This is a genomic window from Flavobacterium sp. NPDC079362, from assembly GCF_050267765.1.
GTDB classification, from domain to species: domain Bacteria; phylum Bacteroidota; class Bacteroidia; order Flavobacteriales; family Flavobacteriaceae; genus Flavobacterium; species Flavobacterium azizsancarii.
Genome location: NZ_JBNNFM010000033.1, coordinates 14,095 through 34,930, shown reverse-complemented (window position 1 = coordinate 34,930; position 20,836 = coordinate 14,095). Strand labels below are relative to the sequence as shown.

The window sequence follows — 20,836 nt, the reverse complement described above, 5'->3', positions numbered from 1 at the left end:
AACGTTTTCGAAAAGACCTAAAACGTTTTCGGAACTTAAAAACTTATCAATGCAGTTTATTTTTAGTACTTTTATTTCATGAATGACACAAAATTAATAGATATAGCCTCGGCATTAGGAATTTCGGTTACTACGGTTTCAAAAGCCTTAAAAGGATATACAGATATTAGTAAAGCTACGCGCGCCAGAGTGATTGAAATGGCAGAAACCATGAACTACATGCCAAATTCTGTTGCGGTAAATCTTCGAACTAATGAAACCAAAACAATTGGTGTTATTATTCCGGCCACCGTTCATCATTTTTTTTCAAGTGTATTAAATGGAATTCTTGAAGAAGCCGAAAAAAGAGGATATCTGGTCATTATATTACAATCGAATGAAAAATACGAACTAGAGAAAAAACAGCTTGCTTTATTAATTCAAAAACGAGTTGATGGGGTTTTAATGTCGCTCTCGAATGAGACTGACGATTTCACTCATATTAATGAAGCGATCCGAAAAAAAACGCCTGTTGTTTTATTTGATAAAATTGCCAAAAGGGTAGATTGTTCGAAAGTCGTTATTAATGATGCAAAAGCGGCGTATGATGCCGTTACTTACCTTATTAATAAAGGATATAAAAGGATTGCCCATTTTAGAGGTTCGTATGTTCCGCAGAATTCTATCGATCGCTTTTTAGGATATAAAAGAGCGCTCGAAGCGCACGGAATTGAGTACGATTCGAAACTAGTTTATGTTTGCGACAATAATACTGATTTTGAAGACGGATACGAAAATGCCCAAAAAATAATGACCGAAAATCCGGATATCGATGCCATTTTTGCCATTACAGATTTAGTTGCTATCGGGATTATTAAATACTTTAATGAAGCCGGAATAAAAACACCGGAACAAGTAGCTGTTTTTGGTTTTAGCAATTGGTTTATGAGTACCGTTATTTCTCCTAAATTAACTACGATAGATCAGCCCGGATTCGAAATGGGACATCAGGCGGTTTCGCTTTTAATTGATGAAATTGTCGACATAAAAGAACATCGTCCCGTAACGCATCAAATTATTGAACTTCCTACAAGAATCATTGAACGAGAATCAACAGTTAAATGATTTTTTAGTTTTAACTTTGCCTCAATCTTAAAAAGCATCAATGTTTCCGATTCCTGAAAATACCGATTTTTTATTGGCTGATGCCGAAAAAGAAAATTTATATCTGAGCCTGATTGAACAAATTAATAAAGACTTTAATTTAGCCAATGAAGGAATTGATTTCCCACTAAGTGTTTCTCCTGAAGAATTAAAAATTCAGCTTCACGAAAAAATATACAGAATGATTCAGTACAAATTTGCTGAATACCTGAATCTCCTTTATATCATTGATGTATCTGAAGAAGAAATTAAAAAACTGGATGGTTCTGATTTGGTGATCCTGTCTGAACAGGTTTCTTTTTTGATTTTAAAAAGAGAGTGGCAAAAAGTTTGGTTTAGGAATTATTACAAGTAAAAAGGTACTAAGTTGCTAAGGTTCTGAGATGCTAAGGTTTTTGATTTGATCTTACAATTTTTTGTAATTTATCTAATTCACCACCAAATCCATTAGTATCTAATTTACTTCCAGTAATTTGAAAACGACCGCATTTAAAACAAATTTTTGCTATACCAACTGTTTTTTCTTTCTTTTTAAAAATAAAAATATCATGATACTCTGCAGCACAAGAAGCATAAGCATCTGGTGACGAATCTTTTTCGCTAAAAACATTTTGAATGTCTTTTTGCTGTTTAATAGTTAAGTCTGATTTTTTATAATTATGCTTTAATAGAATCTTCTCGAAATTTTCTTTTGGAATAGTATCCGGAAAATGATGCACAAATAAAGTTATGAATTCTGTTTCTTTTTCAGTATTAATATCTTTCCTAATAAGTTTCGAAAAATCCTCCTCAGAAAAATTCAAATAATAATGATCAATTTTATCCGAATCAAAAAAAGGTCTTAATTCTTTCTTTAAAACCTTTTTGGATGCAACTTCTACTTTATTAGAATTGTTACAACTCGAAATTACAATGACAATAAGTACAAAAATATATTTTCTCACTTTTTTTGGATTTAAAACTTAATGTCTTCAATCTGAAATATTAAATTTCGACAATACCCGTTCCTAGTTTTTTATTTTCAACTATTTTATTAACCAAGTCTCGAAATGTTTCAATATCTCCAGTACTGATAGTGCTTTCATATTTCCAGTTTGGAAATATTCTGTCTAACCAATGATGTAAACATCTTTCTGTTTCTACTTTTACATCGAATTTATCAAAAACTTTCACCCCTGTTAATGTTACTTCTTCTAATAGAGGAGAAAAATTATCATTAATAACCAAAAAATCTTCGATTCTTGTCGACGGTTTTAAACTTACAACATCTACACCTTTAATTTTTAAATTTCGTTTTAAGGTTTGAAAAACAGAGAATGTTAAACATTCTGAACCCAAAATTTTGATTGGTTTGACAATTTCTTTTTCAGCGACAGTTGATAAAAAATCACAAAGATCACCTAAAGTTTTTTTGTCATCCGGATTGAAGACTGTATCCCAACTTTTTATTGGCACATCAATTCTAAATTCTTGATTTAAAAATTTAGTTAATTCATTCCAAGGTAATAAATCCTGAGCTTCACGCCATTCGCGTATTAATGTATCCTTTGTTAAAACAAAAGTTCCATCAACCATAAAATCAAATTGGCCTGAAAGTCTATGCTGTTCTTTGAATATTTCTAAAAGCTCATTAGAAGTATAATAGATCTTATCATTCATAACTTATATTTTCTTTTATCCATTCGAAAACTTAGCATCTTAGCACCTCAGAACCTTAGCAACTCTAAAAATATACCCTCACAAAAGGCATAAAACCAGATCCGTAAAGACTTTTATTAGGATTGTACAAAACATCATATTTTGCACCAATGGTAACGTTTCCGGTTCTGTAACCTGCACCAAGATATAAGGAGGTATTCCAATAATTATCAGAATATGAAGGCCTGTATGGCGTAGAGTTATAATCTGTATTTACTCTCACCTGCTCTAACTCTGCTGATAATTGTATTTCCGGAATCGGATTTATAAGTCCCACCAGACTCCCTCCATAAACAAAAGAGTTGTAATAACTTTTAGAGGACAGGTAACCAAACTGTAGCCCGACACCAACCGCTACAATTTCGTTTACGTTATAAATCGCACTTGGCATTACAGAAATATCTGTGTATCCGGAGCCAATTCCTACACCAAGCCCACCTCCAAATTGAACTCTTTCCCAAAAATGATTACTGTTGTCAATAATGTACTTTTGCTGCGAAATTGCAGAACTTGAAAACAAGACTACCAAAATCACAAAAAATGGTTTAAAAACGATTGAAATTTGATTATAATTCATAGTTGAGTCTACTTTTAACAAATTTTTACGTAAAAGTACGTAAAAAAAAGATTTAAATAAATGCGATTGTTGTACTTTTGCCATTCTATTTAACAAAAAGTATATTCACTCATATTATGGATAGGTTTTCATTTTTAAATGCAGCGCATACAGAGTTTTTCGCACAATTATATGATCAGTATTTAGTAAATCCAGATAGCGTTGAGCCAAGCTGGAGAAGTTTTTTTCAAGGTTTCGACTTTGGACAAACGACTTATAATGACGAAAATCCAGTTCAACGAATTGTTGAATATGTGACTAACGACAATCAAGATTGTAGTCTTGTTTCTGACAAGCTACAAAAAGAATTCAATGTACTAAAGTTAATCGATGCTTACCGTACTCGCGGGCATTTGTTTACCAAAACAAATCCGGTTCGTGATCGCAGAACATCTTCTCCAACATTAGACATCGAAAATTTCGGATTAACAACTGCTGATCTTGCTACAGTTTTTGACGCTGGGCAGGCTATCGGAGTTGGACCATCTACTTTGCAAGACATTGTAACGCGTCTTAAATCTATTTATTGCCAGCATATTGGTATTGAATATATGTATATCAGAAATCCTGGTGTTGTACAATGGATTCAGGATAAATTGGCGGTAAATGTTAATCAGCCTAATTTCTCTTCTGAAGAAAAGAAAACAATCTTAAACAAATTAAACCAGGCGGTTTCTTTCGAGAACTTTTTACATACTAAATATGTAGGTCAAAAAAGATTTTCATTAGAAGGAGGAGAATCGATTATTCCGGCTTTAGATGCCTTAATCGAACTAGCTGCTGAAAAAGGTGTTGAACAATTCGTAATGGGAATGGCTCACCGTGGTCGTTTGAACGTTTTGGCTAACATCTTCGGAAAATCTACTCAGGATATCTTTGGTGAGTTTGACGGTAAAGATTACGATCAGGAATATTTTGATGGTGACGTAAAATACCACTTAGGTCTTACTGCTGACAAAAAAACAAGAACAGGAAAAAATATCAATATCAATTTAGCACCAAACCCTTCTCACTTAGAAACGGTTGGAGCTGTAATTGAAGGAATCACAAGAGCAAAACAAGAGAAATATTATCCAAATGATTTTTCTAAAGTATTGCCAATTGCCGTTCACGGAGATGCTGCAATCGCAGGTCAGGGTATTTTGTATGAAATTGTTCAAATGTCATTGCTTGACGGATACAAAACTGGCGGAACAATTCACATCGTGATCAACAATCAGGTTGGTTTTACAACAAACTATTTAGACGCACGTTCATCTACTTATTGTACAGATGTTGCTAAAGTTACACTTTCACCGGTATTACACGTAAATGCTGATGATGCTGAAGCTGTTGTACATGCAGTATCTTTTGCATTAGACTACAGAATGCAATTTGGTCGTGACGTATTTATTGACTTATTAGGATACAGAAAATACGGTCATAACGAAGGTGATGAGCCTCGTTTTACTCAACCTGTATTATATAAAATCATCGCAAAACATAAAAATCCAAGAGATATTTATGCTGAGAAATTATTGTCAGACGGCGTAATCGATGCATCTTATGTAAACGCTTTAGAAAAAGAATACAAATCTACAATGGAGGAGAATTTACAAGCTTCCCGTAAAAAAGATTTGACCATCATAACTCCATTCATGAAAAACGAATGGGACGGATTTGTTCAGGTAACAGATACGCAAATGCTTGAAAACGTAGACACTTCATTCTCAAGAGAAGGCCTTACTGCTGTTGCAAATGCAATTTCTAATTTACCTGCAGACAAACAATTCATCAGTAAAATTCAGAAATTAATCAACGACAGAAAAACAATGTTCTTCGAAACCAATTTATTAGATTGGGGAATGGCAGAACATCTGGCTTACGGATCATTACTTCAAGAAGGTTATGACATCCGTATTTCAGGACAAGATGTTGAGCGTGGTACTTTCTCTCACCGTCATGCCGTTGTAAAAGTGGAGGATTCTGAAGAAGAAGTAATTCTTATTAATAACCTTGAAGGTAAAAAAGGAAACTTTAATATCTACAACTCATTATTATCAGAATACGGAGTTTTAGGTTTTGATTACGGATATGCATTAGCATCTCCAAATGCATTGACAATTTGGGAAGCACAGTTTGGAGATTTCTCTAACGGAGCTCAAATCATGTTAGACCAATATATTTCTTGTGGAGAAGATAAATGGAACAACCAAAATGGTATTGTTTTATTATTGCCACACGGATACGAAGGACAAGGTGCTGAACACTCTTCTGCAAGAATGGAACGTTACTTACAACTTTGCGCAAGACAAAATATGTATGTTGCAGATTGTACAACTCCTGCTAACTTTTTTCACTTGTTGAGAAGACAAATGAAAACAAAATTCCGTAAACCACTTATCGTGTTTACACCAAAAAGTTTATTACGTGATCCTAGATGTGTATCTACAATTGAAGAATTGGAGAACGGAAGTTTCCAGGAAACAATTGATGATAATACAGTAGATAAAAAAGGAGTAAAAACATTGGTTTTTGTTACTGGTAAATTCTACTATGACATCGTTGCTGAAAGAGAAAATAACGGAAGAAATGACGTTGCTGTTGTTCGTATTGAGCAATTATTCCCTTTCCCGGTTGCACAACTTAAAGAAATCATCGCACAATATCCAAATGCTGACGATTATGTTTGGGCTCAGGAAGAACCTAAAAACATGGGAGCTTACAGCTTTATGTTAATGAACTTTGACCTTGTAAAATGGAGATTAGCTTCATTAAAAGCTTACGCTGCTCCGGCATCAGGAAGTTATACACGTGCAAAACGTCGTCATGCAGATGCGATTAGAATGGTATTCGATAAAGATTTATTCAGATAAAAAATTAGTTTAACGTTTAAAGCTTAAAGTAGGACCAAACACTTTAAGCTTTAAGCAATACAAACCTTAAACAAAAACAAAGATGATTTTAGAAATGAAAGTCCCATCACCAGGGGAATCAATAAAAGAAGTTGAAATTGCAACTTGGTTAGTAAAAGACGGAGATTATGTAGAAAAAGATCAAGCTATTGCTGAAGTTGATTCAGACAAAGCAACTCTTGAGTTACCTGCAGAAGCAAGCGGAATCATTACGCTAAAGGCAGAAGAAGGTGATGCAGTAGCTGTAGGAGCTGTAGTTTGTTTAATCGATACAAGTGCAGCAAAACCAGCAGGAGATGCTCCGGCAGCTGAAGCACCAAAAGCTGAAGTGAAAGCTGAAGCACCTAAGGCAGAAGCAAAATCTGAAGCTCCAAAAGCAGCACCTGCTCCAGCAACAACTTACGCTACAGGAACTCCATCTCCGGCAGCAAGAAAAATATTAGACGAAAAAAATATAGCACCGGCAACTGTTTCAGGAACTGGTAAAGGCGGAAGAATCACTAAAGATGATGCTGTAAATGCAGTACCTTCTATGGGAACTCCAACTGGAGGAAACCGTGGATCTGAGCGTACAAAATTATCAATGTTACGTCGTAAAGTAGCAGAGAGATTAGTAGCAGCTAAAAATGAAACAGCAATGTTAACGACTTTCAACGAAGTTAACATGACACCAATCAACTTGATTCGTAATGAATACAAAGATGCTTTCAAAGCAAAACATGGCGGTCTTGGTTTAGGCTACATGTCTTTCTTTACAAAAGCTGTTACAAGAGCTTTGCAATTATATCCGGACGTAAACTCTATGATGGATGGTGATTATAAAGTAGCTTACGATTTTGCTGATATCTCTATCGCAGTTTCAGGACCAAAAGGTTTAATGGTTCCTGTAGTTCGTAATGCTGAAAACTTAAGTTTCCGCGGAATTGAAGCTGAAATTAAAAGATTAGCATTGAGAGCCCGTGATGGTCAAATTACTGTTGACGATATGACTGGCGGAACTTTTACTATTACTAATGGTGGTGTTTTTGGAAGTATGTTAAGTACTCCGATCATCAACCCTCCTCAATCAGGAATTTTAGGAATGCACAATATTATTGAGCGTCCAATTGCTGTAAACGGTAAAGTTGAAATTCACCCAATGATGTACGTAGCACTTTCTTACGATCACAGAATTATTGACGGACGTGAGTCTGTTGGTTTCTTAGTGGCTGTAAAAGAAGCTTTAGAAAATCCTTTGGAATTATTATTAAATGGCGACGCTAAACGTTCTTTAGAGTTGTAATTTTAAGTAATTTCGGTAATTATATAAAACCTGTTCATTTATTTGAACAGGTTTTTTTATATAAATCTTACTTAAGATTTGCTTAAGATGTTAATTTTTTAAACAAACGTAAATTTTACCCTTTCAAATTATTTTATTTAGAATAAATAAGAATAGCTTGTGTAGTTGATAATCAACAACTAAATTTGCGCTATTAAAATCAATTCTAAATAAAGATGAAGAATAAATTCATAATTTCTTTTTTGAGCTTTTGTTTTTTTCTACTAGCGACTGTAAATATTTCAGCACAAGAAAAAGCAAGCCTTAAAGGTAAAATATCATTAAGCGATAACGAATCTCCTGAAGGTATTTCTGTTGCACTAAAAGGAACAAGATTTGGGGCAACTACAGATCAGGATGGTAACTACAGAATAAAAAACATCAAACCCGGAACGTATATTCTAAAAGTTTCCGGAGTTGGATATACTTCTACTGAAAAAAAGATTACCATTAACGAAGGCGAAGAAGCAATCCAGAACGTGAATCTTATTTCAAATTCAGAAGAACTTACAGAAGTTGTGGTAAAGGGAGGCAAAAATCATTTTGCACGCAAAGAAAATCAACAAGTATCAAGATTGCCACTTAAAAATCTTGAAAATCCACAAGTTTATACCACTATCACAGGCGAAGTATTAAAAGAACAAGTTGTAACTAATTTTGATGACGCTTTAAAAAATGCATCTGGTATTACACAACTTTGGGCTGCAACAGGCCGTGGCGGAGATGGTGCAGGATATTATTCCCTAAGAGGTTTTGCTGTTCAGCCAACCATGGTTAATGGTTTACCAGGTTTAACAAACGGAAGTTTAGACCCTGCAAATGTTGACAGAATTGAAATTATAAAAGGACCATCAGGAACTTTATTTGGAAGCAGTTTAATTTCTTACGGAGGATTAATAAATACTACCACAAAAAGACCTTATAAAGGATTTGGCGGAGAAGTAAATTACACTGGCGGAAGTTATGGCTTAAATCGTGTTACTGTAGATTTAAACACGCCATTAAATGACAAAAAAACAATAAACTTCAGAGTAAACTCAGCATACAACAAACAAGAAAGCTTTCAGGATGCCGGTTTTAGAGAATCCTTTTTTATTGCTCCATCATTATCTTATGAAGTAAACGACAGATTATCATTTTTGGTAAACACTGAGTTTATGAGCAACGAAACAACAAATCCTACCATGTTGTTTTTAGACAGAAGCAATCCTTTAAGAGTTCACAATATCTCTGAACTAAAATACGACAACAAACGTTCTTACACCAGTAACGAACTTACCTTAAAAACGCCTTCGTATAATATACAGGCACAAATGAATTACAAACTTTCTGATCAATGGAGATCGCAAACCGTTTTCTCTTCAAGTTCAGCAAAGTCTACAGGAAACTATGCTTATTTATACGAAGAAACAAGCGACCCTAAATATAAGGACCTAAATAGCGGAATTGTTCTAGGGAGATCTTTCAACTATCAGGATAGTAAAAACCTCACGACTGACATCCAGCAAAATTTTATTGGTGATTTCAAAATCGGGGACTTAAGAAACAGACTTGTAGTTGGTTTTGATTATTTCAACAGAACAGCAACAGATCATGGTTCCGGATATTTTAGTAACGGAATTGTATACATTGGCGACGATTTACAAAATTTCAACTCTCTTTTTGGTCCGTCAAATGGTGGTGATACAGGGATTCTGACAAAGGCAGCATCTGATATCATTGTAGCCAATGGTCCAAGAAACAACAGTAAAACGAAACAAGAAGTTTACAGCGCTTATTTTTCAGATGTATTCAACTTTACACCAGCCTTATCAGCAATGGTAAGTTTACGTGCTGATCGTTTCATTAATAGTGGTGATGTTTCAACAGATACAGACAACTATAATCAGACAGCATTTTCTCCAAAATTTGGTTTAGTATACCAACCTATTTTAGATAAAGTTTCACTTTTTGCCAACTATATGAATGGTTTTGCAAACGTTGCTCCTGGCGAAGATGTTAATGGTACTACAAGAACGCCAAGAACTTTTAATCCTGAACACGCAAATCAATTTGAGGCAGGTACTAAATTGAATCTTCTAAAAGATAAAGTTTATGCTACTTTCAGTTATTACGATATCAAAGTAACAGATCAGGTATATAGCATACGAACTTCAGCAACTCAAGTAACAAATTACCAAAATGGTGGTCAGCACAATAAAGGTTTTGAAGCCGAAATCGTAGCCAATCCTGTTCCTGGTTTAAATATTATGTTGGGTTATAGCTACAATGACGCAAAATTAACTGCCGGTGATCCTGATTTCGTAGGTTTCAGACCTGAAAGTTCAGGACCTCAAAATCTAGCAAACCTTTGGGCAAGCTACAAATTTACCCAAGGCTCATTAAGAGGATTTGGTTTAGGATTTGGAGGAAATTATGTTGGTGATAACAAGATCATGAACAGAGCAACAGCAGGAACATTCACAATTCCGGAATACGTAGCCTTGAATTCGTCTTTATTTTATAATGCAGAAAAATTCGCCATCAATCTTAAAGTAAACAATATTACAAACGAAGAAATTTACGATGGTTGGTCAACAATTCATCCTAAAGATCCCAGAACTTTTGCAGCAAGTTTCACTTACAAATTCTAATAAAATCAAAAACACCTTTCTCTTATAGCAGAAAGGTGTTTTTTAAATTCTATAAAATTATGATAACAATAGCAAGCCTTATCGTTTTTTTAGCTTTTTACACACTTTACTACACCTCAAAAAGAGCTACTTTATCTTATGATCTTGGTTTTGAGAAGTGGATGAAAAGCAATCCTAAACCAACCAAATACGTGGGTTTAGGACTTCTTTTATTAGCCTACTCACTTTGGCTTGTTACTCAATCTTTATGTTGCGGAACTTTAATGTTTTTTATCCAGCTTATGACCGTTGGAAGCTTAATTATCATTTTAGCACCCTTAAAAAAAATTAGTCCATTTGCTATTATTGCCCTTTTTGCAATTGTTGCTATAATAGAATTTTATTACAACTAACTTATTTCTAACCAAAATATGCCAGCAAATCCTAAATACCTAACCCAATCTATATGGCAACGCTTTGCCAAAATCACAGCGGCTATAATTGGCGGCTATTTTGTTTCAGTCAGTTTTCACTTAGCATTAGCATCCTGGTTCAATCGCGCTAATATTTTGATGACAATGGCTTTTAGCGGATTCATACTTTGGGTAGCGCTTATGGTAATTGCTTTTTTAGCAAAAAGCGGATTGAAAATCTGGGGGATATATATACTCCTTACTTTAGTTTTTTCTCTTTTTATTTATCTGGGCCAAACCTGCAATCCGATAGCAAAATAACTTATGAATAACCGTAATTATAATATCTATTTTCATACACATACCGTTAGCGGAATTGTTATCAGCGTAATACTTTTTGTGATTTTTTTCGCTGGATCCTTTTCTTTTTTCAGAGATGAAATCAACAACTGGGAAAGAAATGAATCTACTGCCCTTACTAATGAAATTCAATTAGACTATAACAAAGCTTTAAACAAGTTAGACAAGGAATATATTCTGCACGGAAGAAATATTACCATTTCTAAACCAAGCAACGAAAGAAGAGTTGCCGTTTATCTCGAAGGCACCAGAGATACTTTGGCTCCGGCCAAGCAAAAAGAAGGATCGTTTTTTTACCTTGATACGAAAACCTTTAAAACATTCACCTATGAACAATCTTATTCGTTAGGCGAATTTCTATACCGATTACATTTCTTAGCTCAAATTCCTTATCCTGTTGGTTATTATCTTTCAGGCTTTGTTGCTTTGTTTTTCTTATTCGCAATCGTAACCGGTGTTTTATTGCACTGGAAAAAGATTGTTTCTAACTTCTATATTTTCCGTCCAAAGGAAAAATTAAAAACATTGTGGACAGATGCTCATACGGCACTTGGAATGATTGGCCTGCCATTTCAGTTTGTATATGCCGTAACGGGAGCCTTTTTTATGATTAAACTTTTGATTGTTGCACCTGCTGTGATGACTTTGTACAAAGGCGATCAGAGTAAATTATACAAAGAATTAGAATATACTGATCCGGATTATAAGTTTGACAATAAAAAACTGGCCACTCCTTTTAATATTGATCAATTGGTTGCAAAAGCAAAGAGCAATTGGAAAGATTTTGAAATTACACGCGTTTTTATTCAGAATTACGGTGACGCGAATATGCACGTTTTGGTTGAAGGTGAAATGCTCAGCAATAAAAAATTCACCGGAATAGGAAAAGTTGTTTACCGAATTAGCGACGGAAAAGAAATCGCAAAGAAAAACCCTATCACACAAAACAATTATTTAGATGTTGTCAAAAATGTTTTATATAGAATTCATTTTGGTGATTACGGAGGATACGCATTACGAATCGTAAGTTTCGTTTTAGGAATCATCACATGTTTTGTTATCATTTCAGGCGTAATGATTTGGTTAGTTGCCAGACAAAAAAATAACCTGCCTGAGAAAAAAAGACGCTTCAATGCAGCAGTTGTCCGTATTTATTTGGCAATTTGTTTGAGTATGTACCCTATTACAGCCTTAGCATTTATTGGTGCAAAAATATTTTATCCTTTAAGCCAATCTAACTTATTCAGTCTTTATTTTGGAGGATGGTTATTGCTAACGCTATTTTTTATTCTTAAAAAGAATGACGCATTTACCAATAAATTCTGTTTACTTTCAGGAAGTATTTTAGGTTTTTTAATTCCAATTACAAACGGAATCGTTTCCGGAAATTGGTTTTGGAATTCGTTTATGCAAAATCATATTCAGGTTTTCTTTGTAGATGTTTTCTGGATTGTTTTGGCATCCATAACACTTTATATTTCATTTACCTTAAAGTCAAAAAAAGCAGTTTCCTAAAAATTAGCTTAAATAATTTGCCCTCTATTGATTAAGCATATACTTTTACGCTTTATTCAAAACATGGGTTTAAAAAAACAAGTACGTTTTCTACATAAATGGCTCGGATTAATTTCCGGGTTTATTGTTTTTATTATAAGTGTGACGGGTTGCATTTTTTGTTTTCATGACGAAATAAAAGATATTACCCGAAAAGAATGGCGATTGGCAGAACCTCAGAACAAACCTTTTGTATTGCCATCTGTTTTACAGGAAAAGGCAAAAGAAATTCTACCAAGTTATAAATCAAGCATGGTTTCCTATTACGGAAGAGATCGTGCAGCAATCGTATATACATATTCTGATATAGGAAGTTTATATCTCTACTTTAATCCCTACACAGGAAAATATTTAAAAACCGAAAATCCCGAAACAGATTTTTTCATCATTGTAGAACATATTCACCTTTATTTGCTTTTACCGGATTATATAGGCAAACACATTATTGGCGGTGCAACCATCATTTTTATTTTATTATTGATCTCAGGAATTATTCAATGGTGGCCAAAGAAAAAGAAAGACCTTAAAAGAAGTCTTTCTGTAAAATGGTCTGCAAAATGGCGCCGTGTAAATTATGACTGGCACAATACATCCGGATTTTACATTTCGATTATCGCGGTTATTATCGCCATTACAGGTCTAACTTTTACATATGAATGGGTTGGAGACGGGATTTATAAAACCTTCAATTTTAGCGGTGACAAAAACGTAGAAACAAAAATTCCGGTAATTGACACTACTAAATTTAGCAATAATAAAAATACTGCCGTCGATCTTGCTTTTATTGAAACCGCAAAACTACAGCCAAAAGCCGAAATGATTTTTGTGACGTATCCGCAACAAAAAGGAGACATCATTAATACAGGAGCTTATCCTCATACGCTACGATACGATCATCAGAGCAATTATTATTTTCATCCAAATGACGGCAAGTTACTTCAAAGCCAGCCTTTTGATAAAAAAAGTTTAGGTTTACAAGTTGTCGAAATGAATTATGGGATCCACACAGGACAAATCTTAGATCTCCCGGGAAAAATTATTGCTTTTATTGTCAGCCTGATTGCTGCATGCCTGCCTGTAACCGGTTTTATAATCTGGTATGGAAGAAGAAATAAATCCTGCAAAAAAATAAAGGCATAAAAAATTTAATCACACGCAAGGATTTAATTTTACTTTACGCATAAAAAACAAAAAGTTCGCAAAGCTATATTAATACAAAGCTTTCCGAACTTTCTGTTTTTATAAAACCTTGCTGATAAATATCTTTGTGTTCTTTGCAGTTAAAATAATTAGCTAATACAAAATATTGTATATTTTTCGACAACACAATATGTCATGATACAAAAAAAACCGCTGAATGAGCGGTTATTTTTATGTTTTAGAAATCATATTAATTTCTGTTTGCTAAAGCATTTTTCTGCAAATTTTTAACTGAAGTAATTTTGCTGTTTTCATACGCAACTTCACAAAGGTTTTTTTCATTGAAGAAAACCCATTTTCCAGTTTTCAATCCGTCTGTGTATTCGCCTACCGCAACTTTATTCCCTCTTTCATCGTACGATACCCAAACACCATCTAATTTACCATCCTTAAAAAAGCCTTGTTGCTGCACATTACCATTTTCATAATAGTAAGTAGCTTTTACTTTGTTTCCAACAGCTTCTAATTCCGGGTTTACTTCTTGTGCAACTAGAATTCCAGAGAACAATATTGCAACTAAAATTACACACTTTTTCATATCTTTAGGTATTAATGTTATCAAATCTTATATCAAATATAATTATTTGTTTACATTAAAAAAACTTTTACTTAACAATTTGGTAACATTAGGTAAAAGCTTAACATTGGAAATCAGCCTGATATAAAAAAACGAAAGCTTGCGCCTTGGTTTTACTGGTATTCTTTAAAAAATGAAACAGAACTATATCGTTTTCAATTTTATCAATAAATTACTTCAATAATGTATCTAATTGCTTCTGAAGATCTGGAGACGAAGGTCTGTCAGCATCAGAGCTGAAAACATTTCCGTTAGGATCAACAATAATAAATCTTGGAATTCCCGTAACACCGTAATTCGTTACAAACTCAGATTCCCAATCTTTATCAGCAAACAATTGTACACCGCCCAGATTTTTGTCCGTTACAAATTTTTTCCATTTTTCATTGTCCTTCACTTTATCAATAGAAATACTTACGAACTCAATATTTTTTCCGTGATACTTTTCCTCAATTTTTTGCAAGTAAGGAATCTCAGCTCTACACGGCGCGCACCAGGTTGCCCAAAGATCAATATAAACATATTTTCCTTTCAGGTCAGAAAGTTTTGTTTTTCCTCCTTTGTGATTTTCATAATCAAAACCCGGAGAAGGTTTTCCTTTAAGTTTATTTGCCTTAGAAGCTCTTTCATATTCCTGAACAGCATATTGGTTAAAACTTTCAAAACTTTGTTTTAATGCAGTTTTAAACTCAGGATCAAAATTCCCTTTCTCAACATTTTCAATATCCGTCTTTCTCTTTGCTTCTAATAATGATGCAAACTCAGCAGGTTCTTTTACGAAAGCCTCCTCTCGAAATTTTTCATCTTTTAAAGCTTGATGTGCCAGAAAATTGCTTTCATCAACACCTTTCCCTTTATAAACAATCGTTTCATCAAATTCTTTGGCATTCATTGTTAAGCTAATATCTGAATCCGATTTTAGATATAAATTAGAAGATTCTGTACCATCAGAAAACATATAAAATCCTTTTGGAGCTTCAAAATTAGCCACAAAAAGCTCTTTTTTATTAATTGGGATAACTTGCTTAAAATTATCTCTTCCTTTAATCACCAAAGTATCACTATTTCTGTTCGCTATTTTAGCCGTAAATTTCACTTGATTTTTAGCTTGACCAATGACATTCAAAGTGCTAAAAATCAACAGGCCGGTTACAAAAAGTTTGTTCATATAAATTAAAGTTTGTTTTTAGTGATTCAAATCTAAAGAAATTAGAGCTGCTAAATTAAGAATTAACAAAATATTTGAAATTAATGAACATCAAGTTACGACTTTACTATATTAATTTGAATTTTGTGTTTACTTTTGCAGTCTAAAATTTAGATCATGTATAGAAGTCATAATTGTGGCGAATTAAACGCCTCAAGTATTAATACGGAAGTTACACTAGCGGGTTGGGTTCAAAAATCTCGCGATAAAGGATTTATGAATTGGGTCGACTTACGTGACCGTTACGGAATTACACAACTTATTTTCGACGAAAGCCGTACAGACAAAACTGTTTTTGAACTGGCAAAAACTCTTGGTAGAGAGTTCGTAATTCAGGTAAAAGGAACTGTAATTGAACGTGAGGACAAGAACAAAAACAAAAACATGATTACCGGTGACATAGAAATTTTAGTTACCGAATTAACTATACTTAACGCTGCCTTGACTCCTCCGTTTACTATTGAGGACGAAACTGATGGTGGTGAAGATATCAGAATGAAATATCGCTACCTTGATATTAGAAGAAATCCTGTAAAAAACAGTTTATTATTCCGTCATAAAGTAGCAATGGAAGTTCGTAAATATTTATCTGATTTAGATTTTTGCGAAGTAGAAACTCCTTACTTAATCAAATCGACCCCTGAAGGAGCAAGAGATTTCGTTGTACCAAGCCGTATGAACGAAGGACAATTTTATGCATTACCACAATCACCACAAACTTTCAAGCAATTATTGATGGTGGGCGGAATGGATAAATATTTCCAGATCGTAAAATGCTTCCGTGACGAAGATTTACGAGCAGACCGTCAGCCTGAGTTTACACAAATCGATTGCGAAATGGCATTTGTAGAACAAGAAGACATTTTGAATGTTTTTGAAGGTCTGACAAGACATTTACTAAAAGAAATTAAAGGTATTGAAGTAGATAAATTCCCTAGAATTACCTACGATTATGCCATGAAAACATATGGAAACGACAAACCGGACATTCGTTTTGGGATGGAGTTTGGTGAGTTAAACGAATTTGCACAACACAAAGAATTCCCAGTATTTAATGCTGCTGAATTAGTTGTGGGAATTGCAGTTCCGGGAGCAGGAAATTATACCCGTAAAGAAATTGACGGATTAATTGACTGGGTAAAACGTCCGCAAGTTGGAGCATCAGGAATGGTATATGCAAAATGTAATGACGACGGAACTTTTAAATCATCTGTAGACAAATTCTACGATCAGGAGGATTTAGGACAATGGGCAAAAATTACAGGAGCAAAACCCGGAGATATGATTTTTGTACTTTCAGGTCCTGCAAACAAAACACGTGCACAACTTTCAGCACTTCGTATGGAATTGGCAACTCGTTTAGGATTGCGTAACCCTAAAGTATTCGCTCCTCTTTGGGTAATTGATTTCCCATTATTAGAACTGGATGAAGAAAGCGGTCGTTATCATGCAATGCACCACCCGTTTACATCTCCAAAACCGGAAGATATGGCGTTATTGGAAACTGAGCCGGGAAAAGTTCGTGCAAATGCGTATGACATGGTATTGAACGGAAATGAAATTGGTGGAGGATCGATTCGTATTCACGATAAAGCGACACAACAATTAATGTTCAAATATTTAGGATTTACAGAAGACGAAGCAAAAGCACAATTTGGCTTTTTAATGGACGCTTTTCAATTTGGAGCACCACCACACGGAGGTTTAGCATTTGGTCTTGACAGATTAGTAGCGATCTTAGGAGGTCAGGAAACGATCAGAGATTTTATTGCATTCCCTAAAAACAATTCGGGACGCGATGTTATGATTGATGCTCCTGCTGCAATTGATGATGCTCAGTTAAAAGAACTTTCGATTAAACTGGATATTAAATAGCTCTAAAACGATTATGAAAAAACTGATTTTGCTGCTTTTCGCAATAAACTTATATGCCCAGAGTCCAAAACAAGTTTTATATTCATTTTACGACTGGAAATATCCAAAAATAAAAATAGAAAGCAATACAATTGGTGTGATCATCGAAGATCCATCAAACAATAGCGTAATAGACAATCAAGTCTCTGCATACGCAATCAAAAATCTTAACTTAAGAAACCTGCAAATAGTCGCTCCCGAAAAGAGCGACTATTTATTGTATATACAACCCATAAGTACCGAGCTTAATGCAACCGTAGTAAAAATCAATAACATTAATGATATTAGTTATATTGGAAAAATTATCTTTTCTTCAAAATTAAACTTTACCATTAAGCAAAAAAACGAAATCGTTTATAGCAAAGATTTTAACTATTCTCAATCCGTTTCAGAGGTAAGTACTTATAACAATTTCAGTATTAAAACAGAGGAAATTGCCAACAGCCAGGTACAGCAACTTCTAAAAAAAAATAGTATAACAATTGACCAAAATTGTCGTGACATTTATGCCAATACCGTTTTATATAATTTCTTTAAAGAAATTAAAGAAACTATTGATTTTAGCCGAATAGAAGAAACACTGCCCTTATACAAATTCAAAGACGATGATCTTGAACAAATAAATAAATCTGTCGATGCACTTGAAATTACAAGAAAACTAGAAGACAACGAAGAGAATTATATTAAAATTAAAAATCTGCTTTTAGAAAAAATACAATTTTGGGAAACTGAAGTTTCTAAATACGATTATAATGATAAAAAAACCAAAAAGATTTATTGGGCTTTAATGGCCAATATTTCAACAAGCTATTATGCCTTGGGAAATAACGCAAAAGCAATCGAATTCAAAGACAAAGCTTTACTTGTTGATTACAATAAAAACTACAGGTATTTAGCAGAAATGCCTGAGAAAAAAATCAAGGATTTGTCCTTTTTATTAAATTCCGAAGGCAAACCTTTTATTGACTTCGAAAATAATGATTTTTCGAAAAAACAAAATTTTGATGCTGTCTATTTTTGCAATCAAAAAGGAAAACTTCTTATAAACAGTAATGTTTCAGAGCAAGAAATTGCAATCAGAAAAAACCGTGTTGAAGTAATTTATCAGGTTTTAGCATGTTCTAAATTTTATGATTTCCTGTTGAGCGTAGTCAATGATTTTAATGAAAAAGAAGAGGATAAAAGTCTGTTTTTTAAAAATACAGATGACTATTTTTTCAACCTTACAAAACATTATAATGATCTAAGTAAAGAATTACTGGTTGCTGATCTGAAAAATTTTAACATAGAAGAAAAAAAGACCATTTTAACCGCTTCCAATAAAATCCATGATTTAACAGATGTATTATACAAACGACTAGAACAATCTCAAGAAAAAAACAAAGAAGGCCGTTACTCAGATCTTTTTAAAACAATTGTTAAAATGCAGGATTTTTTAGCCCATTATCCCGGCACAAGCAAAAAAGAAGACCTAAAAGCATTGACCAATATGGTTTTTATTACTCAGGACCAGGCTCTTCTAGACCTTCCGTATTTGGGCTTTTTAGCAGATGAACTCACAACAGAAGGGCATAGTGACTATAAAAACCATCCAAAAATTTATCAAACCCTTTTTAAACAATACAAAAAAACATTTAACAACTTAATGGGAAGTGCCGTTTTTAAAAATCTCCACGATAAAGAAGTTATAAAATTCGATGAAATTATGTATTCGTTTTACATGCCATTATCCAGAGAAAAAATCGAAAACGTAAATATTAAATTCAAAAATCAATACAATAGCGATTCAATTTTGAGACTTTTAATGCTTTATTCTAAATAGCTATGAAAAAATTGCTTTTAATCTCTATAATTTTCATTTTAAACAGCTGTGCATTTGTACCCAGTACTACTGTAAAAGACGACTCTTTTACGAGGCAGAATGCCGATGACCAGGAAAGAGATTTTAACTTACAAGTTAAGACAATAGGCTTTTCAGAAAAAAACAACAATAAAGAAGTCGAAATTGAATATGAGTTAAAGAATAATTCAAAATTGAATGCTTTCGACAAGAAACTCAAGACTTACAAATTGTTTTTTATTCTCAAAATGAAAGACGGTCGGGAAATAGCAAAAGAGAAGACAATATGGTCGATTATTCCTCCTAATACCGCAATAATTGAAAAAGAGAAAGTTTACATCTCAGATTATACCGTTGCAACCTGTACAACACGACTTTACATAAATTACAAATAATAAAAAGACAACAAGTCTGAAGATTATTCCCACAATACATGATGATTCTCAAATAAAGCGTATCCAGATCAAAATTGATGCAAAATAAATAGCGAAAACCCTGTGAATCAATAATTTTTACAAAAAATTAACAGCTTATTGTCTTTTGTATGAATTTATATCTTACATTTGCTTCATTATAAATTATTATTACAATTACAATGCGTACAGGTACAGTAAAATTTTTCAATGAATCTAAAGGTTATGGATTCATTACAGACGAAGAAACAGGAAAAGATATCTTCGTTCACGCTTCAGGAATTAACGCGGAAGAATTACGCGAAGGTGACCGTGTAAGCTACGAAGAAGAAGAAGGAAGAAAAGGGAAAGTTGCTGCTAAAGTAGCAGTAATCTAAGAAAAATATAGCAATTTATTTTTTTTGCCTCTGAATGGTTTAAAAACGTTTCGATTTATTTCGAAACGTTTTTTTTTGCTCAAATCTTAAAAAAAACATAAAATAGCTTACTGTTATTTATAATCAATAAAAATTACCCGCAAACACCCTTGAACAGCACACTTAAATCATTTTTTAGTTTGTGATTTACAGAGTTGAAAGTTATCTTTGTGACTTATTCTTTAAGTAAAAAACCTAAGATTATGCAATCTGATCAATACAATTACATTCCTATTTTAATGCAGGCTATTTTAGCAGTTGGTTTTGTGGTAGGAACTATTATTATTTCTGGAAAATTAGGACCAAAAAGAACCTCTGAGGTTAAAGATAAAAACTTCGAATGCGGTATCGAATCTGTTGGTAATGCCCGTGTTCCTTTTTCAGTAAAATACTTCTTAGTTGCTATTTTATTTGTATTGTTTGATGTAGAGGTAATATTCCTTTATCCTTGGGCTGTAAACTTCAAAGATCTTGGCATAGAAGGAATGCTAAAGATGATCGTATTTATGTCACTTCTTTTAGTTGGCTTTTTCTACATCATCAAGAAAAAAGCATTAGAGTGGGAATAAAATGATTTTAGATTTTAGATTGGTGATTTTAGAATTACAATTTAAGATTTAATCTTCCCGAATTAATATACTGATTTAAAAAATTGATT

General features: G+C 33.5%; 19 protein-coding genes. 14 read left to right on the top strand and 5 right to left on the bottom strand.

The window, feature by feature from the left end; all coding sequences use genetic code 11:
* Positions 1-78: 78 nt before the first annotated feature.
* Both ACQKCJ_RS20510 and ACQKCJ_RS20505 read left to right on the top strand, forming a co-directional pair.
* Positions 79-1,104, top strand: coding sequence for a LacI family DNA-binding transcriptional regulator (locus ACQKCJ_RS20510; RefSeq protein ID WP_271337519.1), 1,026 nt, complete (start codon positions 79-81; stop codon positions 1,102-1,104).
* Between the two features lie 40 nt (positions 1,105-1,144).
* The gene (locus ACQKCJ_RS20505) at positions 1,145-1,498 is read left to right on the top strand and encodes a hypothetical protein (RefSeq protein WP_427402839.1); all 354 of its coding nucleotides are present in this window, start codon (positions 1,145-1,147) and stop codon (positions 1,496-1,498) included.
* A gap of 31 nt (positions 1,499-1,529) precedes the next feature.
* Here ACQKCJ_RS20505 and ACQKCJ_RS20500 read toward each other — a convergent pair whose 3' ends face one another.
* From ACQKCJ_RS20500 to ACQKCJ_RS20490, 3 genes are all read right to left on the bottom strand, one after another.
* The gene (locus ACQKCJ_RS20500) at positions 1,530-2,087 is read right to left on the bottom strand and encodes a hypothetical protein (RefSeq protein WP_427402838.1); all 558 of its coding nucleotides are present in this window, start codon (positions 2,085-2,087) and stop codon (positions 1,530-1,532) included.
* 40 nt (positions 2,088-2,127) lie between these two features.
* Positions 2,128-2,802 carry a hypothetical protein gene (locus ACQKCJ_RS20495; RefSeq protein WP_427402837.1) on the bottom strand — a complete coding sequence of 225 codons (675 nt, stop codon included), beginning with the start codon at positions 2,800-2,802 and terminating at the stop codon, positions 2,128-2,130.
* Positions 2,803-2,866: 64 nt separating this feature from the next.
* A complete protein-coding gene (locus ACQKCJ_RS20490) occupies positions 2,867-3,418 on the bottom strand; it encodes a hypothetical protein (protein WP_271337515.1) in 552 nt (183 codons plus the stop codon).
* Between the two features lie 116 nt (positions 3,419-3,534).
* Between ACQKCJ_RS20490 and ACQKCJ_RS20485 the strand changes: the two genes are divergently transcribed.
* The 7 genes from ACQKCJ_RS20485 to ACQKCJ_RS20455 all read left to right on the top strand — a co-directional run bounded on the left by ACQKCJ_RS20485 (position 3,535) and on the right by ACQKCJ_RS20455 (position 13,751).
* Entirely contained in the window at positions 3,535-6,312 is a 2,778-nt protein-coding gene (locus ACQKCJ_RS20485; protein WP_271337514.1) for a 2-oxoglutarate dehydrogenase E1 component, read from the top strand.
* An 82-nt stretch (positions 6,313-6,394) separates the two neighbouring features.
* Positions 6,395-7,633 carry a 2-oxoglutarate dehydrogenase complex dihydrolipoyllysine-residue succinyltransferase gene (gene odhB, locus ACQKCJ_RS20480; RefSeq protein ID WP_427402836.1) on the top strand — a complete coding sequence of 413 codons (1,239 nt, stop codon included), beginning with the start codon at positions 6,395-6,397 and terminating at the stop codon, positions 7,631-7,633.
* A gap of 215 nt (positions 7,634-7,848) precedes the next feature.
* Positions 7,849-10,305 (top strand): TonB-dependent siderophore receptor, encoded by a 2,457-nt coding sequence (locus ACQKCJ_RS20475; RefSeq protein WP_427402835.1) that lies wholly within the window; start codon positions 7,849-7,851, stop codon positions 10,303-10,305.
* Positions 10,306-10,364: 59 nt separating this feature from the next.
* Entirely contained in the window at positions 10,365-10,697 is a 333-nt protein-coding gene (locus ACQKCJ_RS20470; RefSeq protein ID WP_427402834.1) for a hypothetical protein, read from the top strand.
* Positions 10,698-10,715: 18 nt separating this feature from the next.
* Positions 10,716-11,018, top strand: a complete 303-nt coding sequence (locus ACQKCJ_RS20465) for a hypothetical protein (protein ID WP_271337510.1) — start codon at positions 10,716-10,718, stop codon at positions 11,016-11,018.
* Positions 11,019-11,021: 3 nt separating this feature from the next.
* A complete protein-coding gene (locus ACQKCJ_RS20460; protein WP_427402833.1) occupies positions 11,022-12,572 on the top strand; it encodes a PepSY-associated TM helix domain-containing protein in 1,551 nt (516 codons plus the stop codon).
* A 63-nt stretch (positions 12,573-12,635) separates the two neighbouring features.
* Positions 12,636-13,751, top strand: coding sequence for a PepSY-associated TM helix domain-containing protein (locus tag ACQKCJ_RS20455; RefSeq protein WP_427402832.1), 1,116 nt, complete (start codon positions 12,636-12,638; stop codon positions 13,749-13,751).
* A 250-nt stretch (positions 13,752-14,001) separates the two neighbouring features.
* Here ACQKCJ_RS20455 and ACQKCJ_RS20450 read toward each other — a convergent pair whose 3' ends face one another.
* Together ACQKCJ_RS20450 and ACQKCJ_RS20445 are read right to left on the bottom strand one after the other, a co-directional pair.
* The gene (locus ACQKCJ_RS20450; RefSeq protein ID WP_271337506.1) at positions 14,002-14,349 is read right to left on the bottom strand and encodes a toxin-antitoxin system YwqK family antitoxin; all 348 of its coding nucleotides are present in this window, start codon (positions 14,347-14,349) and stop codon (positions 14,002-14,004) included.
* A 211-nt stretch (positions 14,350-14,560) separates the two neighbouring features.
* Positions 14,561-15,556, bottom strand: a complete 996-nt coding sequence (locus tag ACQKCJ_RS20445; RefSeq protein WP_427402831.1) for a TlpA family protein disulfide reductase — start codon at positions 15,554-15,556, stop codon at positions 14,561-14,563.
* 156 nt (positions 15,557-15,712) lie between these two features.
* Between ACQKCJ_RS20445 and aspS the strand changes: the two genes are divergently transcribed.
* From aspS to ACQKCJ_RS20420, 5 genes are all read left to right on the top strand, one after another.
* Entirely contained in the window at positions 15,713-17,470 is a 1,758-nt protein-coding gene (aspS, locus tag ACQKCJ_RS20440) for an aspartate--tRNA ligase (RefSeq protein ID WP_427402830.1), read from the top strand.
* 13 nt (positions 17,471-17,483) lie between these two features.
* Positions 17,484-19,331 carry a hypothetical protein gene (locus ACQKCJ_RS20435; RefSeq protein ID WP_427402829.1) on the top strand — a complete coding sequence of 616 codons (1,848 nt, stop codon included), beginning with the start codon at positions 17,484-17,486 and terminating at the stop codon, positions 19,329-19,331.
* Positions 19,332-19,333: 2 nt separating this feature from the next.
* Positions 19,334-19,744, top strand: a complete 411-nt coding sequence (locus ACQKCJ_RS20430) for a hypothetical protein (RefSeq protein WP_427402828.1) — start codon at positions 19,334-19,336, stop codon at positions 19,742-19,744.
* 200 nt (positions 19,745-19,944) lie between these two features.
* Positions 19,945-20,139 carry a cold-shock protein gene (locus ACQKCJ_RS20425; protein ID WP_007137066.1) on the top strand — a complete coding sequence of 65 codons (195 nt, stop codon included), beginning with the start codon at positions 19,945-19,947 and terminating at the stop codon, positions 20,137-20,139.
* A 242-nt stretch (positions 20,140-20,381) separates the two neighbouring features.
* Entirely contained in the window at positions 20,382-20,747 is a 366-nt protein-coding gene (locus ACQKCJ_RS20420; protein ID WP_427402827.1) for an NADH-quinone oxidoreductase subunit A, read from the top strand.
* The last annotated feature ends 89 nt before the right edge of the window (positions 20,748-20,836 follow it).

Coding starts and splice junctions, on each gene's coding strand:
- ACQKCJ_RS20470 (WP_427402834.1), top strand. CDS start 10,365: ATGATAACAATAGCAAGCCTTATCGTTTTTTTAGCTTTTTACACACTT.
- ACQKCJ_RS20445 (WP_427402831.1), bottom strand. CDS start 15,556: ATGAACAAACTTTTTGTAACCGGCCTGTTGATTTTTAGCACTTTGAAT.
- ACQKCJ_RS20490 (WP_271337515.1), bottom strand. CDS start 3,418: ATGAATTATAATCAAATTTCAATCGTTTTTAAACCATTTTTTGTGATT.
- ACQKCJ_RS20505 (WP_427402839.1), top strand. CDS start 1,145: ATGTTTCCGATTCCTGAAAATACCGATTTTTTATTGGCTGATGCCGAA.
- aspS (WP_427402830.1), top strand. CDS start 15,713: ATGTATAGAAGTCATAATTGTGGCGAATTAAACGCCTCAAGTATTAAT.
- ACQKCJ_RS20450 (WP_271337506.1), bottom strand. CDS start 14,349: ATGAAAAAGTGTGTAATTTTAGTTGCAATATTGTTCTCTGGAATTCTA.
- ACQKCJ_RS20460 (WP_427402833.1), top strand. CDS start 11,022: ATGAATAACCGTAATTATAATATCTATTTTCATACACATACCGTTAGC.
- ACQKCJ_RS20465 (WP_271337510.1), top strand. CDS start 10,716: ATGCCAGCAAATCCTAAATACCTAACCCAATCTATATGGCAACGCTTT.
- ACQKCJ_RS20485 (WP_271337514.1), top strand. CDS start 3,535: ATGGATAGGTTTTCATTTTTAAATGCAGCGCATACAGAGTTTTTCGCA.
- odhB (WP_427402836.1), top strand. CDS start 6,395: ATGATTTTAGAAATGAAAGTCCCATCACCAGGGGAATCAATAAAAGAA.
- ACQKCJ_RS20475 (WP_427402835.1), top strand. CDS start 7,849: ATGAAGAATAAATTCATAATTTCTTTTTTGAGCTTTTGTTTTTTTCTA.
- ACQKCJ_RS20495 (WP_427402837.1), bottom strand. CDS start 2,802: ATGAATGATAAGATCTATTATACTTCTAATGAGCTTTTAGAAATATTC.
- ACQKCJ_RS20420 (WP_427402827.1), top strand. CDS start 20,382: ATGCAATCTGATCAATACAATTACATTCCTATTTTAATGCAGGCTATT.
- ACQKCJ_RS20435 (WP_427402829.1), top strand. CDS start 17,484: ATGAAAAAACTGATTTTGCTGCTTTTCGCAATAAACTTATATGCCCAG.
- ACQKCJ_RS20455 (WP_427402832.1), top strand. CDS start 12,636: ATGGGTTTAAAAAAACAAGTACGTTTTCTACATAAATGGCTCGGATTA.
- ACQKCJ_RS20510 (WP_271337519.1), top strand. CDS start 79: ATGAATGACACAAAATTAATAGATATAGCCTCGGCATTAGGAATTTCG.
- ACQKCJ_RS20430 (WP_427402828.1), top strand. CDS start 19,334: ATGAAAAAATTGCTTTTAATCTCTATAATTTTCATTTTAAACAGCTGT.
- ACQKCJ_RS20425 (WP_007137066.1), top strand. CDS start 19,945: ATGCGTACAGGTACAGTAAAATTTTTCAATGAATCTAAAGGTTATGGA.